This is a genomic window from Tabrizicola oligotrophica, from assembly GCF_011008935.1.
GTDB classification, from domain to species: Bacteria; Pseudomonadota; Alphaproteobacteria; order Rhodobacterales; family Rhodobacteraceae; genus Tabrizicola_A; species Tabrizicola_A oligotrophica.
This window is the reverse complement of the sequence record NZ_JAAIVJ010000002.1, coordinates 108,542-126,705: the sequence shown is the minus strand read 5'-3', so window position 1 is coordinate 126,705 and position 18,164 is coordinate 108,542. Positions and strand designations below refer to the sequence as shown.

Sequence of the window (18,164 nt, the reverse complement as noted above, 5' to 3'; positions counted from 1 at the left end):
CCCCGCCCCCCGGAGACCCCTGATGCCCAGCGTCTATGACACCCTGCACGCCGCCTGCGCTGCCCTTGGCACGCGGCTCTTTACCATCACCACGCAAGACGAGGCCGCCGGCCTCGCCCGCCGCGCCTATACCTCGCACCCGGTGGAATATCCGGTATCCGGCACCAAGCCGCTGACCCGCGACGGCTGGTATGACCACTGCATCACCGGCCAGCAGGTCTTTGTCGCCAACACCACGCCCGAGTTCGCCAGATACTTCTTCGACCACGCCCTCATCACCTCGCTCGGCCTCGGCTCCTGCATCAACATTCCCGTGGTCGACGGCGGCCGGGTTCTGGGCACCGTGAACCTTCTGGCCGAAGAACAGCATTTCACCCCGGACAAGCTCGCCGCCTATCAGGCGCTCGCCGCCGCCCATCACGCCGCGCTGGTGGCCGAGATGGCCAAGGACTGAGCCGTGGCCTTCACCCTGCGCCAGCTCCAGTTCTTCGTCGCCGCCGCGCAGGCCGGGTCGGTGACAGGCGCAGCGCGCGAGCTGTCCATCTCGCAATCCTCAGTCACCGAGGCGATCCGCGCGCTGGAAGACGATCTTGGCGTCCAGCTGTTCGACCGGCAGGCGCGCGGCCTTCTCATCACCCACAAGGGCAGCGCCTTCCTGCGCCATGCCCGGCAGATCCTCGCCGATGTCGCCACCGCCCGCACCGCCTTTACCAAGGAAGACGGCCCGCTGACCGGGCGCCTGTCGCTGGGTGTCACCAGCCTTGTCGCCGGCTATGTCCTGTCGGACATCCTGCAACGCTACCGCCGCGCCTTCCCGCAGGTCGAGCTGAACGTGATCGAGGACAATGGCGATTATCTTCAGCACCTGCTTATCGGCGGTGAGCTGGACGTGGCCGTGCTCTTGACCTCCTCGGTCAAGGACCGCATGGCGCTGAACGTCGAAACCCTGCTGGTCACGCCCTACCGGCTCTGGCTGCCGCTGGGGCACCCCCTTTCGGATCAGGAGACGATTGCACTTGATGACCTGGCGGGCCAGCCGCTGATCCAGCTGATGGTGGACGAGATCGAGGAATCCACCCGCAAGCTGATGGGCGCGCTCGCGGTGAAGCCGGAAATCGCCTTCCGCACCCGCAGCGTCGAGGCGGTGCGCAGCCTTGTCGCCACCGGCGCCGGTCTCGCGATCCTGCCGAGCCTCGTCTACCGGCCCTGGTCACTGGAAGGCGACCGGATCGGTATCCGCGACATCTCGGGCGACTTGCCCTCGGTGCAGGTCGGCCTCGCCTGGCGCCGCGGCGCGCCGCTCTCGACCCCGGCGCATCATTTCATCCGCTCGGCGCAGGATGCGATGCCCAGCCGCTAGGCATATCCATCGGAAAAACCGAACGATCCTTTCTGCGTTTTGATATTGCGAAAAGCCGGCACCCCCGGCAGGCTGCTGGCATGACCGGGAATCCGGCGCGATTGCCATGCCCGCCCGACCGGGCGGCCAACCTTCAGGGAGTTTTTGCGATGAAGACCATTAGACTGATGGGCACCACGGCGCTTGCCGTCCTGACCGGCCTCACCCCGGCCGTGGCGCAGGTCACCGCCATCGGCGAGGGCGAAGGCGAAGTGTCGATCGTCGCCTGGGCCGGCTATATCGAGCGCGGCGAGACCATGAAGGAATTCGACTGGGTGACGAAGTTCGAGGCCGACACCGGCTGCAAGGTCTCGGTCAAGACCGCCAACACCTCGGACGAGATGGTGGCGCTGATGAACGAAGGCGGGTTCGACCTGGTCACGGCTTCGGGCGACGCCTCGCTCCGGCTGATCGCCGGCGGCCGGGTGCAGCCGGTCAACATCGACCTCATCCCGTCGTGGGCCACGGTCGATGACCGGCTGAAGGACGCGCCTTGGCACACCGTCGACGGCGTGCATTACGGCGTACCCTACATGTGGGGGCCGAACGTGCTGATGTACAACACCGACGCCTTCAAGGACGCCCCGCCGACCTCGTGGAACGTGGTGTTCGAGGAAATGACCCTGCCCGACGGCCAGTCGAACAAGGGCCGCGTGCAGGCCTATGACGGCCCGATCCACATTGCCGACGCCGCGCAGTACCTCATGTTCCACAAGCCGGAACTGAAGATCACCTCGCCCTATGAGCTGAACGAAGAGCAATACAAGGCGGCGCTCGACCTCTTGCGCGTCCAGCGCGATCTTGTGGGCCGCTACTGGCACGACGCCTTCATCCAGATGGACGACTTCAAGAACGAAGGCGTGGTGGCTTCCGGCTCCTGGCCGTTCCAGGTCGGCCTGATGCAATCCGAAAAGCAGCCGATCGCCAGCGTGATCCCGCAGGAAGGCGCCACCGGCTGGGCCGACACCACCATGATGCATGTCGACGCCGCGCATCCGAACTGCGCCTACAAGTGGATGGAGCATTCGCTGGCCTCGAACCTGCAATCCGACCTCTCGGTCTGGTTCGGCGCCAACCCGGCGGTTCTGGCTGCCTGCACCGACGGGCGCGGCATGCAGACCGCCGAAGGCTGCACGGCCAACGGGCTGGATGATTTCGACAAGATCCGGTTCTGGACCACGCCGGTCGCCAATTGCGCCCAAGGCGAAGGCGCCTGCGTGCCCTACTATCGCTGGGTGTCCGACTACATCGGCGTGATCGGCGGCCGCTGAGGCCTCCCTCGCCATCCCTCCCCCAAAAAGGGGGGAGGGGTCCGCAAACCGTGATCTTCCGTGCAACGCAAAGAGGCCCGTCACCTCCCCTCCCCCTCGTGGGGAGGGGCTGGGGGTGGGGGGCATGAACCTGAAAGTCCCCCATGACCGCTGCCGTCGAATTCCAATCCGTCTCGCGCCATTTCGGCTCCGGCCCCAATGCCGTGAAAGCCGTCGATGCGGTCGACCTCACCATCGCCGAGGGCAGCTTCTTTGCCATGCTTGGCCCTTCCGGCTCGGGCAAGACCACCTGCCTGCGGCTGATCTCGGGGTTTGAACAGCCCAGCGCCGGCGCAATCCGCATCTTCGGGCAGGATGTCTCGGCCATCCCGCCGAACCGGCGCAACGTGAATACGGTGTTTCAGGACTACGCCCTCTTTCCGCACATGAACGTGCGCGACAACGTCGCCTACGGGCTGATGGTCAAGGGCACCCCCCGCGCCCTGCGCCACGCCAAGGCCGAGGAAATGCTGCATCTCGTCCAGCTTGGCGGTTACGGCGACCGCAAGCCGGGCCAGCTGTCCGGCGGCCAGCGCCAGCGCGTCGCCCTCGCCCGCGCCCTTGTCAACGAGCCCCGCGTCCTCTTGCTCGACGAGCCCCTCGGCGCACTGGACCTGAAACTGCGCGAGGCGATGCAGGACGAGCTGAAATCCCTGCAGCAGCGCCTCGGCATCACCTTCGTCTTCGTCACCCATGACCAGCACGAGGCGCTGTCGATGGCCGACAGCCTCGCGGTGTTCAACCAAGGCAAGATCGCCCAGATCGGCAGCCCGGAAGACATCTACGCCAAACCCCGCACCCGCTTCGTCGCCGATTTCGTCGGCTCCTCCAACATCTTGCCCCCGGCGCTGACCCAAGCCCTCGGCGGCCCGGCGCAATGGGCCTCCTTGCGCCCCGAACACACCCGCCTTGCCGCCACTGGTCCGCTCACCGGCACCGTCACCGCCCTGCGCTATCTCGGTGCCGCGACTCGCGTGGTGCTGAAATCCGGCGACACCGAAATCGCCGCCCTCGTCCCCGCGGGCGATCCGCTTCCCGACCCTGGCAGCACCGCCGCCATCGCCTTCGCCCCCCAGCACCTCCACCTGATGGAGGACAAGTGATGTCCTTTCATACTGGCCCAAATATCCCCGCCGGAGGCATCCCCGGCCTGACCAGATCCCGACGGCCTCAAACCGGGCCCGCCCAAAATTCTTTCTTCAAGAATTTTGCCGCCCGAAAGGCCACACCATGACCGCCCCCGCCATCCTTCCCGAACGCGGGCCGGCGGACCGGCTCACCGCCTTCTTCTGGCGCCGGCCACGGGTGTTTCTGGCCCTTCTGCTCGCCCCGCCGCTGCTCTGGCTGGGCGTGGTCTATCTTGGTTCACTCGCCACCCTGCTGTGGCAAAGCTTCTACTCGATCGACGAGTTTTCCGGCATGGTGAAGGAAGACTTCACCCTGAAAACCTATGCCGAACTGCTGCGCCCGGCGAATTTCGACGTCATCCTGCGCACCCTTCTGATGTCGGCCGCCGTCACGCTTGGCTGCGCCCTCCTCGCCTTTCCCATCGCCTATTTCGCCGCCCGCTTCGCCAGGGGCCGCTGGAAGGCGGTGTTCTACCTCGGCGTCATGCTGCCCTTGTGGTCGTCCTATCTCGTCAAGGTCTACGCCTGGAAACTGATCCTCGCCAAGGAAGGCATCGTCACCTGGGCGGCGGAGGCCACCCACACCTCTGGCCTCCTGAACGCGCTTCTCGCCCTGCCGGTGATCGGCGGCAATTCGCTGTCCACCAGCTACATCGGCATGTTCATGGTCTTCGTCTATGTCTGGATCCCCTACATGATCCTGCCGATGCAGGCCGCGCTGGAACGGGTGCCGACCTCGATGCTGGAGGCCAGCCAGGACCTTGGCGCGTCCCGCGCCCAGACCTTCCGCACGGTGATCCTGCCCCTGGCGCTTCCCGGCGTGATCGCCGGGTCGATCTTCACCTTCTCGCTGACCATGGGCGATTACATCATCCCGCAGATCGTCGGCAATTCGGCGAATTTCATCGGCATGGCGGTCTACCAGTTGCAGGGCACCGCCGGGAACATCCCGCTGGCCGCCGCCTTCTCAATGGTCCCCATCCTCATCATGCTGGTCTATCTGACGCTGGCCAAACGCGCGGGGGCTTTCGATGCGCTCTGACGCCAATCCGAACCGCGCCTCCCTCGGCCTGAAGCTCGCGGCCATCGGCGGGCTCTTGTTCCTGCACCTGCCGATCCTCCTGATCTTCCTTTATGCCTTCACCACCGAGGAACGCACCTATGCCTTCCCGCCGCCCGGCCTGACGACCGAGTGGTTCGCCGCCGCCTGGAACCGCCCTGACATCTGGCAGGCGCTCTGGCTGTCGCTCAAGGTCGCCAGCGTCGCGACCTTCCTTGCCATGATCCTCGGCACGCTGGTCTCGGCCGCCATGGCGCAGGCCCGGTTCTTCGGGCGTGAGCAGATCAGCCTCTTGATCGTGCTGCCCATCGCGCTGCCCGGCGTCATCACCGGCATCTCGCTGCGCTCGGCCTTCGGGATGATGGACATTCCGTTCTCGACCTGGACCATCATCCTTGGCCACGCCACCTTCTGCATCGTCATCGTCTACAACAACGCCGTCGCCCGCTTCCGCCGCCTGTCGGGCGGGGTGCTGGAGGCCAGCGCCGACCTTGGCGCCAATGCCTTCCAGACCTTCTGGCATGTGCTGTTGCCGAACCTCGGCACCGCGCTTCTGGCGGGCGGCATGCTGGCCTTTGCGCTCTCGTTCGACGAGGTGATCGTCACCACCTTCACCGCCGGACAGCAGGCCACCTTGCCGATCTGGATGCTGGAAGAACTCATCCGCCCGCGCCAGCGCCCGGTCACCAATGTCGTCGCCATCCTCGTTTTCCTCGCCACCATCCTTCCCATCCTCGCCGCCTATTACCTCACCCGCAGCGGGTCCGAGACTGCAGGCGCAGGCAAATGAAAGGCCCAACCATGACCATCCAGACCCATCTGCTGATCGGCAATTCCTTTGAAGCCGGGCAAGAGGCGAAAGAGCAGATCCTGAACCCGCGCACCGGCGGTCTGATCCTTGAAGTGCCCGAAGCCTCGACCGCGCAGGTCGACCGCGCGGTGGCCGCCGCCCGCAAGGCGTTTGACGGCTGGTCGCGCACCACCCCCGGCGAACGTTCGGCCGCGCTCTTGCGCATCGCCGACCGCATCGAGGCCGAGGCCGATGCCTTTGCCGCGCTCGAGGCGCTGAACTGCGGCAAGCCGATCAATGCCGCGCGCGGCGACGAGATTCCGGCGATTGTCGATTGCTATCGCTTCTTCGCCGGCGCCGTGCGCTGCCAGCATGGCGCGGTGGCGGGGGAATACCTGTCGGGTCATACCTCCATGATCCGCCGCGACCCGATCGGCGTTGTCGCCTCCATCGCGCCGTGGAACTACCCCCTGATGATGATGGCGTGGAAGCTTGGCCCGGCGATCGGCGGCGGCAATACTGTGGTGTTCAAGCCCTCGGAACAGACGCCGCTGACTGCGCTGAAGATGGCGCATATCCTAGCCGAAGAGCTGCCCGAAGGCGTGGTCTCGGTCATCACCGGGCGCGGGCAGACCGTGGGCAGCTATCTCATCAACCACCCCGGCATCGACATGATCAGCCTCACCGGCGATGTGGCCACCGGCAAGAAGATGCTGGACGCCGCCGCCAAGACCGTGAAACGCACCCATCTGGAACTCGGTGGCAAGGCCCCGGTTCTGGTGTTCGACGACGCCGATGTCGGCGCGGTCGTCGAAGGGCTACGGGCGTTTTCCTTCTACAACGCCGGGCAGGACTGCACCGCCGCCTGCCGCGTCTATGCCGGCAAGAAGGTGTATGACAATCTGGTGGCCGACCTGACCTCGGCCGCCGCCTCGATCACGCTGGGCGCGGCAGATGACACGACGAACGAAATCGGCCCGCTGATCTCGCAGCGTCAGCGCGACCGGGTGGCAAGTTTCGTCAACCGCGCCAAGGAGGTGAACCACATTCAGGTCACCACCGGCGGCGAGGTGATGGATCAGGGCTTTTACTACAAGCCCACCGTGGTGGCCGGCGCGCTGCAAAGCGACGAAATCGTGCGGCGCGAGGTCTTTGGCCCGGTGGTCTCGGTCACGCCGTTCAGCGATGTCGATCGGGCGGTGGACTGGGCCAATGACAGCGACTATGGCCTTGCGTCCTCGGTCTGGACCCGCGACGTCGGTCGGGCAATGGCGACGGCCGCCCGGCTGCGCTATGGCTGCACCTGGATCAACACCCATTTCATGCTGACCAATGAAATGCCGCATGGCGGGCTGAAACAGTCGGGCTATGGCAAGGACATGTCGGCCTATGCGCTGGAAGATTACACCGTGGTACGGCACATCATGGTGAAGCACGGCTGACCGCCTCGAACGCGCATCGCGTGTCTCGTCGGGTAAGGCCGAAGGCACTGAGCACGATCGCCCGGCATGGACGACCGCTGCGGCGCCCCGACTGTCGTGAAGCAGGGCCAGACGGACCCGGCCGTGGGCTGCAAGTCCGGGCAAGGGGTTCGCCCATCCCCCGGACACCCCGGGAAATCGGGTTTGCAGATTGGCCCTGCATTTCCAGCGGTGCCGGGGTGAACATGCGGTCCGGCTGTGCTATCGCCATTCCGTTCGCCCGCAAGCCAAGGTTCGTCAAATGCCGCAAGACTCCGATCCTACTTTGTCTGATCGCATCTTTGCCGACCTGTCGCGGCGGGTCCTGTCGGGCGACCTCGCACCGGGTTCCAAACTGCGGCAGGACGAGATCGCCACCGGCTTTCAGGCCAGCCATGTCCCCGTGCGCGAGGCCTTCCGCCGGCTGGAGGCCGAGGGTCTGCTGGAGGCCCTGCCGCGGCGCGGGGTGCGCGTCGCGGTGATGGATGCCGCACGGCATTTCGAGGTGCTGGAGATGCGGGCCGCGCTGGAATCCCTCGCGTTGCATCATGCCGCCGAGCGCTATTCGCGCGGCCATATGGCGCGCGTGGTCCAGGCTGACCGCGCCTGCAGTCTGGCCACCGATGCCGAGACCTGGGAGGCCGCCAACCGCGACTTCCACCGGCTTCTGATCGCGCCCTGCCCCCTGCCGCATCTGATGCAGGCGTTGGAGCGACTGCAGATGCTGGCGCAATGGGGCGGACGGGTTCTGGCGCCGCAGCGGGCCGCCAGTTACCCGCGCGAAGACCGCGACCACCGCGCGATCCTGCAGGCGCTGCAGGAGGGGGCCATCGGCAAGGCCGGCGAGGCGCTGGCGCGGCATATCCGTCGCGCCCATGTCGGACGACAAATTATAGATAATTATGTCTGATTTCGAATCGATATGGACTTGGAATAGATCGAATGGCACATCATGCCGCGAGGATGTGAATTTTTATAGATAAAATCCCCGCAGCAAGGGGATACCATGACCGAACCCGCCACGCCGCGCCACGACTGGACCGAAGCCGAGGCTGCCGCGCTTTACCACCAACCCTTGATGGACCTGCTGTGGCAGGCCCAGGGCCAGCACCGGGCGCGGTTCGATCCGAACACGGTGCAGCTCAGCCGGCTCTTGTCGATCAAGACCGGGGGCTGCCCCGAGGATTGCTCTTACTGCAGCCAGTCGGCGCGCAATGGCTCGACGCTGTCGGCCTCGCGGCTGATGGCGGTCGAACGGGTTCTGGCCGAGGCGCGCAAGGCCAAGGCCTCCGGGGCGACGCGCTATTGCATGGGGGCGGCCTGGCGCAGCCCCAAGGACCGCGACATGGCCGAAGTCGAGGCCATGGTGAGCGGCGTCAAGGCGCTGGGGATGGAAACCTGCATGACGCTTGGCATGCTGTCGGACGATCAGGTCCTGCGGCTGCGCGAGGCGGGGCTGGACTATTACAACCACAACATCGACACCTCCGAGGCCTATTACCCCGAGGTCATCACCACCCGCAGTTTCGGCGACCGGCTGGCGACGCTGGCCCGGGTGCGCGAGGCCGGGATCAAGGTCTGCACCGGCGGCATTCTTGGCATGGGCGAGACGGTGGCGGACCGTATCTCGATGCTGGTGACACTGGCGACCCTGCCCGCCCATCCCGAAAGCGTCCCGATCAACCTGTTGATGCCGATGGAGAATACACCGCTTTCCAAGGCCGCGCCGGTCGATCCGCTTGACCTTGTCCGGCTGATCGCCCTTGCCCGCATCCTGATGCCCACAACGGAACTGCGCCTGTCGGCCGGGCGCAGCGGGATGAGCGACGAGACCCAGGCCTTGTGTTTCTTCGCCGGTGCCAATTCGATCTTCATGGGGGAAAAGCTGCTGACCGCCGGCAACCCCGAAGAGGATCGCGACCGCGCCCTTTTCGCCCGGCTGGGCCTGCAGGCCGAGACGGTTCAGCCATGATGCTGGACCGCCACCGCGGCCTGTTGCAGGCCCTGGAAAGCCGCGGTCAGCGCCGGGTCCTGATGCCGGCGCGGGGGGTGGATTTCGCCTCGAACGACTATCTGGGGTTGGCGGGGTCGGACTTGGTGCGCGATCTGGCGCTGCAGGCGCTGCAGGCGGGCGTGCCCGCCGGTGCCGGGGCGGCGCGCCTGTTGCGCGGCAATCATCCCGCGCTGGTCTCTCTGGAGCAAGAAGCTGCGGCGCATTACGGCACCGAGGCGGCCCTGTATTTCGGCGCCGGCTATGCGGCCAATCTGGCGCTGGCCGCCGCCTTGCCCGCCGCCCGCGATCTGGTGCTGCATGACGCGCTGATCCACGCCAGCCTGCATGACGGGTTGCGGCTGGGCACAGCCAGCGCCCGCGCCTTTGCCCATAACGACGTGGCGGCGGCAGAGGCCGCGCTTCTGGACTGGCGGCGCGAGGGCGGGCGCGGGCAAGTCTGGATCGCGGTCGAGACGCTTTACTCGATGGACGGCGATTTCGCCCCGCTGGCCGAGTTCGCGGCCCTCGCCGCACGGCATGACGCTTTCCTGATGCTGGACGAGGCCCATGCCAGCGGCATCTGGGGGCCCGGAGGCCGGGGCCTGTCGCAGCCCTTCGCCGGGGCGGAGAATGTCGTCACCCTGCACACCTGCGGCAAGGCGCTGGGGGTGCAGGGCGCGCTGGTTTGCGGGCCGCGCGCCCTGATCGAGACGCTGGTGAACCGGGGGCGCAGCTTCATCTATTCCACCGCCCCCTCGCCACTTTGCGCCGAGATCCTGCGCGGCGTCCTTTGCCATCTGGCGGCCGATCCCGGCACGCGCGAACGGCTGAAAGCCCGCGTTGCGCGACTTGCGGGCCTTGCGGCCCGGCTGGGCCTACCCGCGCCGCAGTCCCAGATCATGTCGCTGCCCGCCCCGGGCGAGGCCCGCGCGCTCGCCCGGGCAGCGGCGCTTCAGAGCTGCGGCTTCGACCTGCGCGCCATCCGGGCGCCCACCGTGCCCAAAGGGACGGAACGCCTGCGACTCTCCCTGACGCTGAACCCCGACGAGGCGGATCTCGACGCGCTTTTCACCGCCATCACCGACCTCTGGGAGACCTGAATGACCGCCTTTTTCGTGACCGGCACCGATACCGGCATCGGCAAGACCGTGTTTTCCGCTGGCCTCGCCGGGCGGCTGGGCGCGCAGTACTGGAAGCCGATCCAGTCCGGGCTTGAAGACGAAACCGACAGCGCCACCGTGACCCGCCTGTCGGGTGCCCCGGCCCTGCCCGAGGCCCTGCGGCTGGCGCTGCCCGCCTCGCCCAACATCTCGGCGGCGGCGGAAGGGCGGCAGATCGACGCCTCGGCGCTGGTCTTGCCGGTTGAACGCCCCTTGGTCGTCGAGGGCGCTGGCGGCGTCATGGTGCCCCTGAACGACAAGGCGCTGATGCTGGATCTGATGGTGCAATGGCGCCTGCCGGTGATCCTTTGCGCAAGGACGGCACTCGGGACGATCAACCACAGCCTGTTGTCGCTTCTGGCGCTGCGGGCGCGGCGGGTGACGGTCTGGGGTGTGGCCTTCATCGGCCCGCCCGAACCCCAGGTCGAGGCGACCATCGCCCGCATCGGCGAAGTGCGGCATCTGGGCCGCCTGCCCTTGCTGCCCGATCTGGACGCCGCGACGCTGCGCGCGGCGTTCGACGCCGCCTTCCCGCCCGAAGCCTTTGCCGGAGCGCCCGCATGACCTCGCCCATCTGGCACCCTTTCACCCAGCACGCGCTGCACCCGGCCATGCGCCCCATAGTCAAGGGCGAGGGCGCCTGGCTGACCGATGCGGCGGGGGCGCGGATTTTCGACGCGATCTCGTCCTGGTGGGTCATCACCCATGGCCACTGCCACCCCGCCATCGTGGCGGCGATCCGCGACCAGGCGGGGGCTTTGGATCAGGTGATCTTCGCCGGCTATACCCACCCCGCCGCCGAGGCCTTTGCCGCCGCCCTTCTGCCGCGCCTGCCCCAAACCCTGACTCGGATGTTCTTTTCCGACAGCGGCTCGACGTCTGTCGAGGTGGCGATCAAGATGGCGCTGGGCCATTTCCGCCACCGTGGCGAAGCGCGGCACCGCATCGCCGTGATGCAGCACGGCTATCACGGCGACACCGTCGGCACGATGTCAGTGGGCGAAAGGGGGGTCTTCAGCCAGCCCTATGACCCGCTGCTTTTCGCCGTCACCCGGTTGCCCTTTCCGTCTGACCCGCAAGCGACGCTGGACGCGCTTGAGAGTGCCGCCCGGCGGGGCGACCTCGCGGCTCTGGTGGTCGAGCCGCTCGTCCTCGGTGCCGGCGGCATGCTGTTTTACCCGCCCGAGGTCCTGTCCGAGATGGCCGCAATCTGCGCCCGTCATGGCGTTCTGTTGATCGCTGACGAGGTGATGACCGGCTGGGGCCGCACCGGACGCTTCCTCGCCTGCGACCATGCCGCGGTGGCGCCCGATATCCTCTGTCTGTCCAAGGGGATCACCGGCGGCTCGCTGCCACTGGCCGTGACCTGCTGCCGCGAGGAGATCTATGCCTCGCATTGGTCCGAGGATCTGCGGAAGACGTTTTTCCATTCGTCGTCCTATACCGCCAATCCGATCGCCTGCGCGGCGGGAGCGGCCAATCTGGGCCTTTGGCGTGATGAGCCGGTGCAACCGCGGATCGACGCCATAACGGCCCTGCAGGCGGCGGGGGCCGCGCGGCTGGCCCGTCACCCCGGACTGACCGGCGTGCGCGCCATGGGCACCATCCTGGCTGCCGAGATCGGGGCGGGGGGCTATCTTTCCGCCCTCGGCCCCCGGCTGTTGCAGTTCTTTGCCGACCGCAACCTGCTGATCCGGCCCTTGGGCAACACGGTCTACCTCTTGCCGCCCTATTGCAGCACGGCGGCAGAGCTGAGCCTGTGCCACGATGCGATCCTCGAGGCCGCCGATGCGTTCGGCTAGGGGCGTGCGCATGGCGGGCTTCGGCCACTATGTGCCCGAGCGCCGCATCGAGAACGCCGAGATTGAGGCGCGTCTGGGTCTCTCGCCCGGCTGGATTCTGGCCCGCACCGGCATTCGTGCCCGCCGCCATGCCGCCCCGGATCAGGCGCTGAGCGATCTGGCGATCCCGGCGGGACAGATGGCCTTGCGGGGGTGGACCGAAGGGGTCGGGCTTGTGCTGCTGGCGACCTCGACCCCCGACCATCTCTTGCCACCGACAGCTCCCCTGGTGGCGCAGCGCCTGGGGCTGGCCTGTGGGGCACTGGATGTCGCGGGGGCCTGCACCGGCTTCGTGCAGGCGCTGGTTCTGGGCACAGGCCATGTGCGCATGACGGGACAGGCCGTGCTGGTCATCGGCGCCAACCTCCTGTCGCGCCGGATCAGGGCCGACGACCCGGGCACCGCCGCGCTGTTTGCCGATGCGGCGGGGGCGGTGCTGCTGGCGCCCTCCCCGGACCCGAGTCAGGGGCTTCTCGCCTGCGACCTCGGCTCGGACGGCACGGGCCATGCCGCGATCCGCATGCCGCGCGGCGGCAGCCGCCTGCCCTGGGAGCCCGGTCGGACCGACGGCCTGACGATGGAGATGCCCGACGGTCGCGGCGTTTTTGTCCGGGCGGTCGAAACGATGGACCGCTCTGCCCGCAAGGTCATGACCGAAGCCGGGCTGACGGCGGCGCAGATCACTCATTGGGCGCCGCATCAGGCCAATGGCCGTATCCTGAGCGCGCTGGCCGAGAAGCTGAAGCTGCACCATGCCACCCAGATCGGCTCGCTGGCCGATTACGGGAATTCCTCGGCGGCCACCATCGCGCTGAGCCTTTCGCTGCACCACCATGCCGGCCATGGCCTTGCCGGGCCTTTGTTGCTGTCTTCTTTCGGGGCGGGCCTTTTGTGGGCCTCGGCGATCTGGCAGGAGGGCGACTGACCGCGCGCGTCTCCGTGGCGCGAGACCCCACAGCATCCTGCGCCAGTTCCTGTGCCAGTGCGGCGGAAAACCCCTCAAGCGCGAATTTGGCCGCCGCGTAAAGTGCGCCGCCGTCTCCCGGTGCCTGCCCGGCAATCGAGGTGCTGTGGCCGCTGCCCTGCGCCCACAGATAGGGAATTGCGCCGCGCGTCAGGCGAATGGGGCAAAGACGTCGACGTTGAAGAGATCGCGCAGCTCGGCATCGGTCGCGTTTTTCACTGGGGCCAAAGACGCCAACGCCTGCACAGCCTGTTGGACCGACGCGACGACCGCCACGTCATCCACCGGATCGACTTTCAGCACCGTCAGACGATCTGCAGCCCCCGACAGCGCCGGCGGGGTCTGCAGGGTTCCGACGTCGGTCGTGACGCCGCCGGGGCCGCCGCCTTGCGGATCAGGCCATGCGCGCCAGCATCTCCGCCACGCGGTGACAAGCGACACGGCTGCCATCCGGCATGGCGGTCATCTCGGGGCGTTCGGCCACGCAGCGGCTGTCGGCCTGCGGGCAGCGGGGGTGGAAGGTGCATCCCGGGGGTGGCTTCAGCGGGCTGGGCACCTCACCCGCCTGCGGTTCGCGGTTGCGGCGCGGATGGGTGACATTCGGGATCGTATCCAGCAGAAGCTGCGTATAGGGGTGACGCGGCTGGGCAAACAGCACCTCGGTCGGTGCCTGTTCGACGATGCGCCCCAGATACATCACCGCGATCTGGTCCGACATGTGGCGCACGACGCTCATGTCATGGCTGATGAACAGGTAGGTCAGGCCCATCTCGTCCTGCAACCGCCGCATCAGGTTCAGGATCTGGGCCTGCACTGAAACATCCAGCGCCGAGGTCGGTTCGTCGCAGACCAGAAAATCCGGCTCGGAGGCCAGCGCCCGGGCGATGGAGATGCGCTGCCGCTGGCCACCCGAGAATTCGTGCGGGAACTTGCGGCCATCGCTGGCGGCAAGGCCGACCGTCTTCAGCAACTCGGCCACGCGGGCCGCGATCTCGGGTTCGGTCGCGCGCAGCTTCAACTCGCGCAAGGGTTCGGCGATGATGTCGAACACCCGCCAGCGCGGGTTGAGGCTGGCATAGGGGTCCTGAAAGATCATCTGCACCGACAGGGGTTTTTCTCCGGCGCCCGGGGCAAAGCGAATGCTGCCCTCCGACGGGGTATGCAGCCCTGTCACCAGCCGCGCCACAGTGGATTTGCCGCAGCCGGATTCGCCCACAAGGCTGAGACAGCCGCCGCGCGGAACCTCGAAGCTGACATCGTCGACAGCGCGGACATAGAGCCGGGGCTTGCGCTCCAGCAGCCGGTTGAGCCAGGGCGCCGAAACATCAAAGCGCCGGGTCATGGCGCTGACGGTCAGCGCAGAAGGGGCGGTATGGGCGGGGGCGGTCATGCGGCTTTCTCCGTGGCGGCGGCGTCAATCCAGCAGGCGGCGTGGCCTGCGCCCATGGGGCGTAGCTCGGGGCGTTCGCGCAGGCAGCGGTCCTGCACCAGCGGGCAGCGCGGGTTGAAGGCGCAGCCCTGCGGAATGGCATCCAGCCGGGGCATGGCGCCGTCGATCTGCGCAAGGCGCGGCACGCGCGCGCCCAGCGTCGGGATCGAGCCCATGAGACCGCGCGTGTAAGGGTGACAGGGCCGCGCGACCACCTCGGCCACCGGTCCGATTTCAACCAGACGGCCCGCATACATCACCGCCACCCGATCCGCGGTTTCGGCGATCACGCCCATGTCATGCGTGACCAGCATCACCGCCGTGCCATGCTCCTTGCACAGCTTGCGCAACAACGCGGTGATCTGCGCCTGGATTGACACGTCAAGCGCGGTGGTCGGCTCATCCGCGATCACCAGTTTCGGCCGGGCCGCCAGCGCCAGCGCGATCACCACGCGCTGCCGCATGCCGCCGGAGAACTGGTGGGGGTAATGCTCTATCCGGTCGGCGGGCGCAGGGATGCCGACTTCGGCCAGCAACTCCACCGCGCGCGCCTTGGCTGCGGTTCTGGACAGATCACCGTGCAGGCGAATGGTTTCCACCAGTTGCCGCCCGACCGAAAACAGCGGGTTCAGCGAGGTCAGCGGGTCCTGAAAGATCGCGCCGATCTCGCGGCCGCGAATCTTTTCCATCTCGGGTTCCGACAGGCTGTCGATGCGGCGACCGTTCAGCCAGACCTGCCCGCCCGCAATATGGCCCGGCGGCTCCAGCAGGCGCTGCACGGCCAGGCCGGTCATCGACTTGCCGGCGCCGGATTCACCCACCACGCCCAGAATTTCGCCGGGAAGGACCGAGAGGCTGACATCATCCAGCGCCGTCACCGTGCCATGGCGACCTGGAAATTCCACCCGCAGGTTGCGGACATCAAGCGTGGGCTGATCGGTCATGCGAGGGCCTCCTGACGGATGGGATAGCTCGGGGGGAACAGCGTCGACACTGGCGGATGTTGCCAGCTGCGCTCGGGGTATCTGGCGACAAGGCCGTCAAACTGCGCCTGCGCGCGGGCCTGCGCCGCGGTCAGGTCGAGGCCCGCCACCCGGCCCTCGCGCATCGAGAGCCGGCCTTCGACAAAGGTGGCTTGTGTCACCCGGCCCGAACCACCGGCGACCAGCGTGGTGATCGGGTCGATGGCCGGGGTCATCACGGCGTCATCCAGGCGGAAAACGGCGATGTCGGCGCGGGCGCGCGGAGCCAGCCGGCCCAGGTCGTCGCGCCCAAGTGCTTGTGCGCCGCCCAGCGTTGCCGCATCCCAGAAATCCGCGCTGGACTGATGCGGCGCCTGCGGATCGGCGATGCGGGCAGCCAGAAGCCCGGTCATCAGGTTCATCAGCATGTCGGCAGGGGCGGTATCGGTGCCCATGCACAGGGCAATTCCCGCCGCCTTCAGCCGCCCGAAGCTGCGCAGGGCTGCGCCGAATCTGGCCGAGACCAGCGGGCAATGCACGACGCTGACACCATGGCTGGCGTAATGCGCAAGATCGGTGTCGGTGGCATTGGTGGCATGGGGCGCTATCAGCCGGTCGCTCAGAAGCCCCTCGCGCGCCAGCCAGTCGGGCGCGGTGGTGCCGTGCAGGCGCTGCACGGTCTGCACCTCCATTTCGCCTTGCGCCATGTGCAGACGCACCTTGCAGCCAAGATCGCGCGCGGCATCCATGGTGCGGCGCAAGAGCGGCAGGGTGCAGGTTTCCACGCGGTCGGGTGCCAGCATGCCGCGCACCAGCCCGCCATGGCGGCCGTTCTGGTCGGTGATGAAGCGGATCGCCGCCTCAAGCCCCGCCATCCCGCGCGGTTCGTCAAAGACCGGCTCCATCTGGCCCGGACCTTCCAGCACCATCCCGCCCGACCGATAGGCGGGCGACAGATAGACGCGCAGGCCCATTTCGCCCGCGGCATCGGCCGCGGCGGTAAATTCTGCCACCGTCTCGCCCCATGCGCGGTAGAACAGCGAGGCGATCGGCGCGGCGGTCGTGATGCCGTTCACAAGAAGCTGTGCGAAGGCAAAGCGTTTCTGGAAGGCCAGTTCCTCGGGGGAATACATCTCGTAGGGGCCGCGCTCGACATAGCCGCGCGGCCAGACCCGGCCCTTGGCCCAGCCGGGTTGGTGGTCGATGGCAAGGAGGGTGGTGTCCAGATCCGCAAGGGCATCAAGGTCGATCAGCCCCGGCGAGATCAGCGCCCGGCCAAATTCGATGCGCCGCGCCACCTCGCCTTCGAAGCGCGGGCCGACATGCAGGATGGTGCCGCCTTCGATCACCACCTCGCCGCCGGGGATCAGGCAATGCCTTCCGTCGGCATGGCCCAGCACCCAGTCTGCGCTCAGCGCGGTGCGGCCCGGCAGCGCGGCCCCGAGCGGCAGGTCTGAAAGCGCGGTCATGGCATCACCACGCCGGGCAGGGTGAGCTTGCCCCCCCGCGCCACCACGCGACCACGCTTGACCACCAGCGGGCGCGGCGTTTCCTCGACCACGGCATGCGCCAAGGTCTCGCCGGCGACCAGCGTCAGGTCGCCCGGACCGCCCGGCACCAGCCCCGGCGCGTCCAGCCCCATGGCCTCGGCCCCGCCACGCGAGGCGACATCCAGCAGCAGCTCCAGCTCGTCATCGCGGCGCATCCGGTTCTTCATGCCGACGATGCGGGCGCGGTGCAGCATGTCGGGCTGGCCCCAGGGCCCCCAGGTGTCCCGGATGCCGTCGCAGCCCATGCCGACCTTGATCCCCGCAGCCCGCATCGCTTGCAGGCTGGGCACCTCGGCCGAGGGGTGGCCGGTGGTGAAGATGCGGATATCGGCGCGGGCCACCTCATCCATCAGCGGTCCGACCCGCAGGGGATCGGGCATGCCAAGGCAGAAGCAATGCGACACACCGACAAGGCCCTGCATCCCAAGGGTCTGCGTGCGGGCGATGATCTCCTCCAGCGTGAAGGCGCCAAGTTCGCCATATTCGTGCAGGTGAATGTCGATCGGCTTGCCGTGCTTTTCTGCCAGCCGGAAGATGGCATCCAGCGACCCTCTGGGGTCGCGGTCCATCGAGCTGGGATCAAGCCCGCCCACCACATCGGCCCCCATCGCAAGCGCCTTGTCCATCAGCTCATAGGTGCCGGGGCGTTTCATCAGGCCCGACTGCGGGAAGGCGACGATCTGGATGTCGACGCCACCGGCCAGCGCGGCGCGGGTGGCAAGCTTGCCCTCCAGCAGTTTCAGCCCGTGGTCGGTGTCGATGTCGACATGGCTGCGGATATGGCCTGTGCCGGTCTCGATCAGCTGGATCGCGTGGCGCATCGACTGGCGATGCACGTCAAGGCCAAGCGGGATGCGGCTGTTGCGCTCGTTGTCGATCAGCGCCTGCAACTCGCCGCCCTTGCGGCCTTGATACCACGGCATGCCCCAGGTGGTCTTGTCGAGATGGGTATGGGCGTCGACCAGCGTCGGGATTGCGATGGCCCCCGCGCCGTCCTCGACCGGCAGGCCCTCGGCGGCAAGGCCCGGGCCCATCGCGGCAATCCGGCCAGCGCGGATCAGGATGTCCTGTGGCTCGGCCCCCATCGGGCGGATGTTGCGGATCAGCAGGTCAGACATG

Annotated in this window: 18 protein-coding genes and 1 pseudogene; 13 read left to right on the top strand and 6 right to left on the bottom strand. The window is 67.4% G+C overall.

What is annotated here, in order from left to right; all coding sequences use genetic code 11:
* Positions 1 to 22 precede the first annotated feature (22 nt).
* From G4Z14_RS04645 to G4Z14_RS04585, 13 genes are all read left to right on the top strand, one after another.
* Positions 23 to 454, top strand: a complete 432-nt coding sequence (locus tag G4Z14_RS04645; RefSeq protein ID WP_164623619.1) for a GAF domain-containing protein — start codon at positions 23 to 25, stop codon at positions 452 to 454.
* Positions 455 to 457: 3 nt separating this feature from the next.
* Positions 458 to 1,360 (top strand): LysR substrate-binding domain-containing protein, encoded by a 903-nt coding sequence (locus G4Z14_RS04640; protein ID WP_164623618.1) that lies wholly within the window; start codon positions 458 to 460, stop codon positions 1,358 to 1,360.
* Between the two features lie 149 nt (positions 1,361 to 1,509).
* Positions 1,510 to 2,670, top strand: a complete 1,161-nt coding sequence (locus G4Z14_RS04635; protein WP_164623617.1) for an ABC transporter substrate-binding protein — start codon at positions 1,510 to 1,512, stop codon at positions 2,668 to 2,670.
* A gap of 143 nt (positions 2,671 to 2,813) precedes the next feature.
* Positions 2,814 to 3,812 carry an ABC transporter ATP-binding protein gene (locus G4Z14_RS04630; RefSeq protein ID WP_164623616.1) on the top strand — a complete coding sequence of 333 codons (999 nt, stop codon included), beginning with the start codon at positions 2,814 to 2,816 and terminating at the stop codon, positions 3,810 to 3,812.
* 127 nt (positions 3,813 to 3,939) lie between these two features.
* Positions 3,940 to 4,878: an ABC transporter permease gene (locus tag G4Z14_RS04625; RefSeq protein ID WP_164623615.1), complete on the top strand. Its 939-nt coding sequence runs from the start codon at positions 3,940 to 3,942 to the stop codon at positions 4,876 to 4,878.
* On the top strand, positions 4,868 to 5,686 hold the full coding sequence (locus G4Z14_RS04620) for an ABC transporter permease (RefSeq protein WP_164623614.1): 819 nt from the start codon (positions 4,868 to 4,870) through the stop codon (positions 5,684 to 5,686). The genes G4Z14_RS04625 and G4Z14_RS04620 overlap by 11 nt, the downstream gene beginning before the upstream one ends.
* A 17-nt stretch (positions 5,687 to 5,703) precedes the next feature.
* Positions 5,704 to 7,128 carry a gamma-aminobutyraldehyde dehydrogenase gene (locus tag G4Z14_RS04615; protein WP_164623967.1) on the top strand — a complete coding sequence of 475 codons (1,425 nt, stop codon included), beginning with the start codon at positions 5,704 to 5,706 and terminating at the stop codon, positions 7,126 to 7,128.
* A gap of 304 nt (positions 7,129 to 7,432) precedes the next feature.
* Positions 7,433 to 8,056: a GntR family transcriptional regulator gene (locus tag G4Z14_RS04610; RefSeq protein WP_164623613.1), complete on the top strand. Its 624-nt coding sequence runs from the start codon at positions 7,433 to 7,435 to the stop codon at positions 8,054 to 8,056.
* Between the two features lie 96 nt (positions 8,057 to 8,152).
* Positions 8,153 to 9,118 carry a biotin synthase BioB gene (gene bioB, locus G4Z14_RS04605; RefSeq protein WP_164623612.1) on the top strand — a complete coding sequence of 322 codons (966 nt, stop codon included), beginning with the start codon at positions 8,153 to 8,155 and terminating at the stop codon, positions 9,116 to 9,118.
* The gene (locus G4Z14_RS04600) at positions 9,115 to 10,239 is read left to right on the top strand and encodes an 8-amino-7-oxononanoate synthase (protein WP_164623611.1); all 1,125 of its coding nucleotides are present in this window, start codon (positions 9,115 to 9,117) and stop codon (positions 10,237 to 10,239) included. Before bioB ends, G4Z14_RS04600 begins: the two co-directional genes overlap by 4 nt.
* Entirely contained in the window at positions 10,240 to 10,863 is a 624-nt protein-coding gene (gene bioD / locus G4Z14_RS04595) for a dethiobiotin synthase (RefSeq protein WP_164623610.1), read from the top strand.
* Positions 10,860 to 12,101 (top strand): adenosylmethionine--8-amino-7-oxononanoate transaminase, encoded by a 1,242-nt coding sequence (locus G4Z14_RS04590; RefSeq protein ID WP_164623609.1) that lies wholly within the window; start codon positions 10,860 to 10,862, stop codon positions 12,099 to 12,101. The genes bioD and G4Z14_RS04590 overlap by 4 nt, the downstream gene beginning before the upstream one ends.
* Before the next feature lie 10 nt (positions 12,102 to 12,111).
* Positions 12,112 to 13,065, top strand: a complete 954-nt coding sequence (locus G4Z14_RS04585) for a beta-ketoacyl-ACP synthase 3 (protein ID WP_164623608.1) — start codon at positions 12,112 to 12,114, stop codon at positions 13,063 to 13,065.
* An 88-nt stretch (positions 13,066 to 13,153) separates the two neighbouring features.
* On the opposite strand, the pseudogene G4Z14_RS19205 reads toward G4Z14_RS04585, so the two are convergent.
* The 6 genes and pseudogenes from G4Z14_RS19205 to G4Z14_RS04555 all read right to left on the bottom strand — a co-directional run.
* Positions 13,154 to 13,291 (bottom strand): annotated as a pseudogene (locus G4Z14_RS19205) (hypothetical protein); the annotation flags it as partial.
* Complete coding sequence (locus tag G4Z14_RS04575; protein ID WP_164623607.1) at positions 13,255 to 13,545, bottom strand: hypothetical protein; 291 nt, start codon at positions 13,543 to 13,545, stop codon at positions 13,255 to 13,257. The pseudogene G4Z14_RS19205 and the gene G4Z14_RS04575, both read right to left, overlap by 37 nt.
* A complete protein-coding gene (locus G4Z14_RS04570; protein ID WP_164623606.1) occupies positions 13,499 to 14,494 on the bottom strand; it encodes an ABC transporter ATP-binding protein in 996 nt (331 codons plus the stop codon). Before G4Z14_RS04570 ends, G4Z14_RS04575 begins: the two co-directional genes overlap by 47 nt.
* Positions 14,491 to 15,477, bottom strand: a complete 987-nt coding sequence (locus G4Z14_RS04565) for an ABC transporter ATP-binding protein (RefSeq protein WP_164623605.1) — start codon at positions 15,475 to 15,477, stop codon at positions 14,491 to 14,493. The genes G4Z14_RS04570 and G4Z14_RS04565 overlap by 4 nt, the downstream gene beginning before the upstream one ends.
* Positions 15,474 to 16,964: an amidohydrolase family protein gene (locus tag G4Z14_RS04560; protein WP_164623604.1), complete on the bottom strand. Its 1,491-nt coding sequence runs from the start codon at positions 16,962 to 16,964 to the stop codon at positions 15,474 to 15,476. The genes G4Z14_RS04565 and G4Z14_RS04560 overlap by 4 nt, the downstream gene beginning before the upstream one ends.
* The gene (locus tag G4Z14_RS04555; RefSeq protein WP_164623603.1) at positions 16,961 to 18,163 is read right to left on the bottom strand and encodes an amidohydrolase family protein; all 1,203 of its coding nucleotides are present in this window, start codon (positions 18,161 to 18,163) and stop codon (positions 16,961 to 16,963) included. The genes G4Z14_RS04560 and G4Z14_RS04555 overlap by 4 nt, the downstream gene beginning before the upstream one ends.
* Position 18,164 lies beyond the last annotated feature (1 nt).

Bases quoted from the DNA above. Each gene is read 5' to 3' on its own strand.
- G4Z14_RS04560 (WP_164623604.1), bottom strand. From the start codon at position 16,964: ATGACCGCGCTTTCAGACCTGCCGCTCGGGGCCGCGCTGCCGGGCCGC.
- bioB (WP_164623612.1), top strand. From the start codon at position 8,153: ATGACCGAACCCGCCACGCCGCGCCACGACTGGACCGAAGCCGAGGCT.
- G4Z14_RS04645 (WP_164623619.1), top strand. From the start codon at position 23: ATGCCCAGCGTCTATGACACCCTGCACGCCGCCTGCGCTGCCCTTGGC.
- G4Z14_RS04570 (WP_164623606.1), bottom strand. From the start codon at position 14,494: ATGACCGCCCCCGCCCATACCGCCCCTTCTGCGCTGACCGTCAGCGCC.
- G4Z14_RS04625 (WP_164623615.1), top strand. From the start codon at position 3,940: ATGACCGCCCCCGCCATCCTTCCCGAACGCGGGCCGGCGGACCGGCTC.
- G4Z14_RS04555 (WP_164623603.1), bottom strand. From the start codon at position 18,163: ATGTCTGACCTGCTGATCCGCAACATCCGCCCGATGGGGGCCGAGCCA.
- G4Z14_RS04585 (WP_164623608.1), top strand. From the start codon at position 12,112: ATGGCGGGCTTCGGCCACTATGTGCCCGAGCGCCGCATCGAGAACGCC.
- G4Z14_RS04635 (WP_164623617.1), top strand. From the start codon at position 1,510: ATGAAGACCATTAGACTGATGGGCACCACGGCGCTTGCCGTCCTGACC.
- bioD (WP_164623610.1), top strand. From the start codon at position 10,240: ATGACCGCCTTTTTCGTGACCGGCACCGATACCGGCATCGGCAAGACC.
- G4Z14_RS04600 (WP_164623611.1), top strand. From the start codon at position 9,115: ATGATGCTGGACCGCCACCGCGGCCTGTTGCAGGCCCTGGAAAGCCGC.
- G4Z14_RS04590 (WP_164623609.1), top strand. From the start codon at position 10,860: ATGACCTCGCCCATCTGGCACCCTTTCACCCAGCACGCGCTGCACCCG.
- G4Z14_RS04565 (WP_164623605.1), bottom strand. From the start codon at position 15,477: ATGACCGATCAGCCCACGCTTGATGTCCGCAACCTGCGGGTGGAATTT.
- G4Z14_RS04620 (WP_164623614.1), top strand. From the start codon at position 4,868: ATGCGCTCTGACGCCAATCCGAACCGCGCCTCCCTCGGCCTGAAGCTC.
- G4Z14_RS04630 (WP_164623616.1), top strand. From the start codon at position 2,814: ATGACCGCTGCCGTCGAATTCCAATCCGTCTCGCGCCATTTCGGCTCC.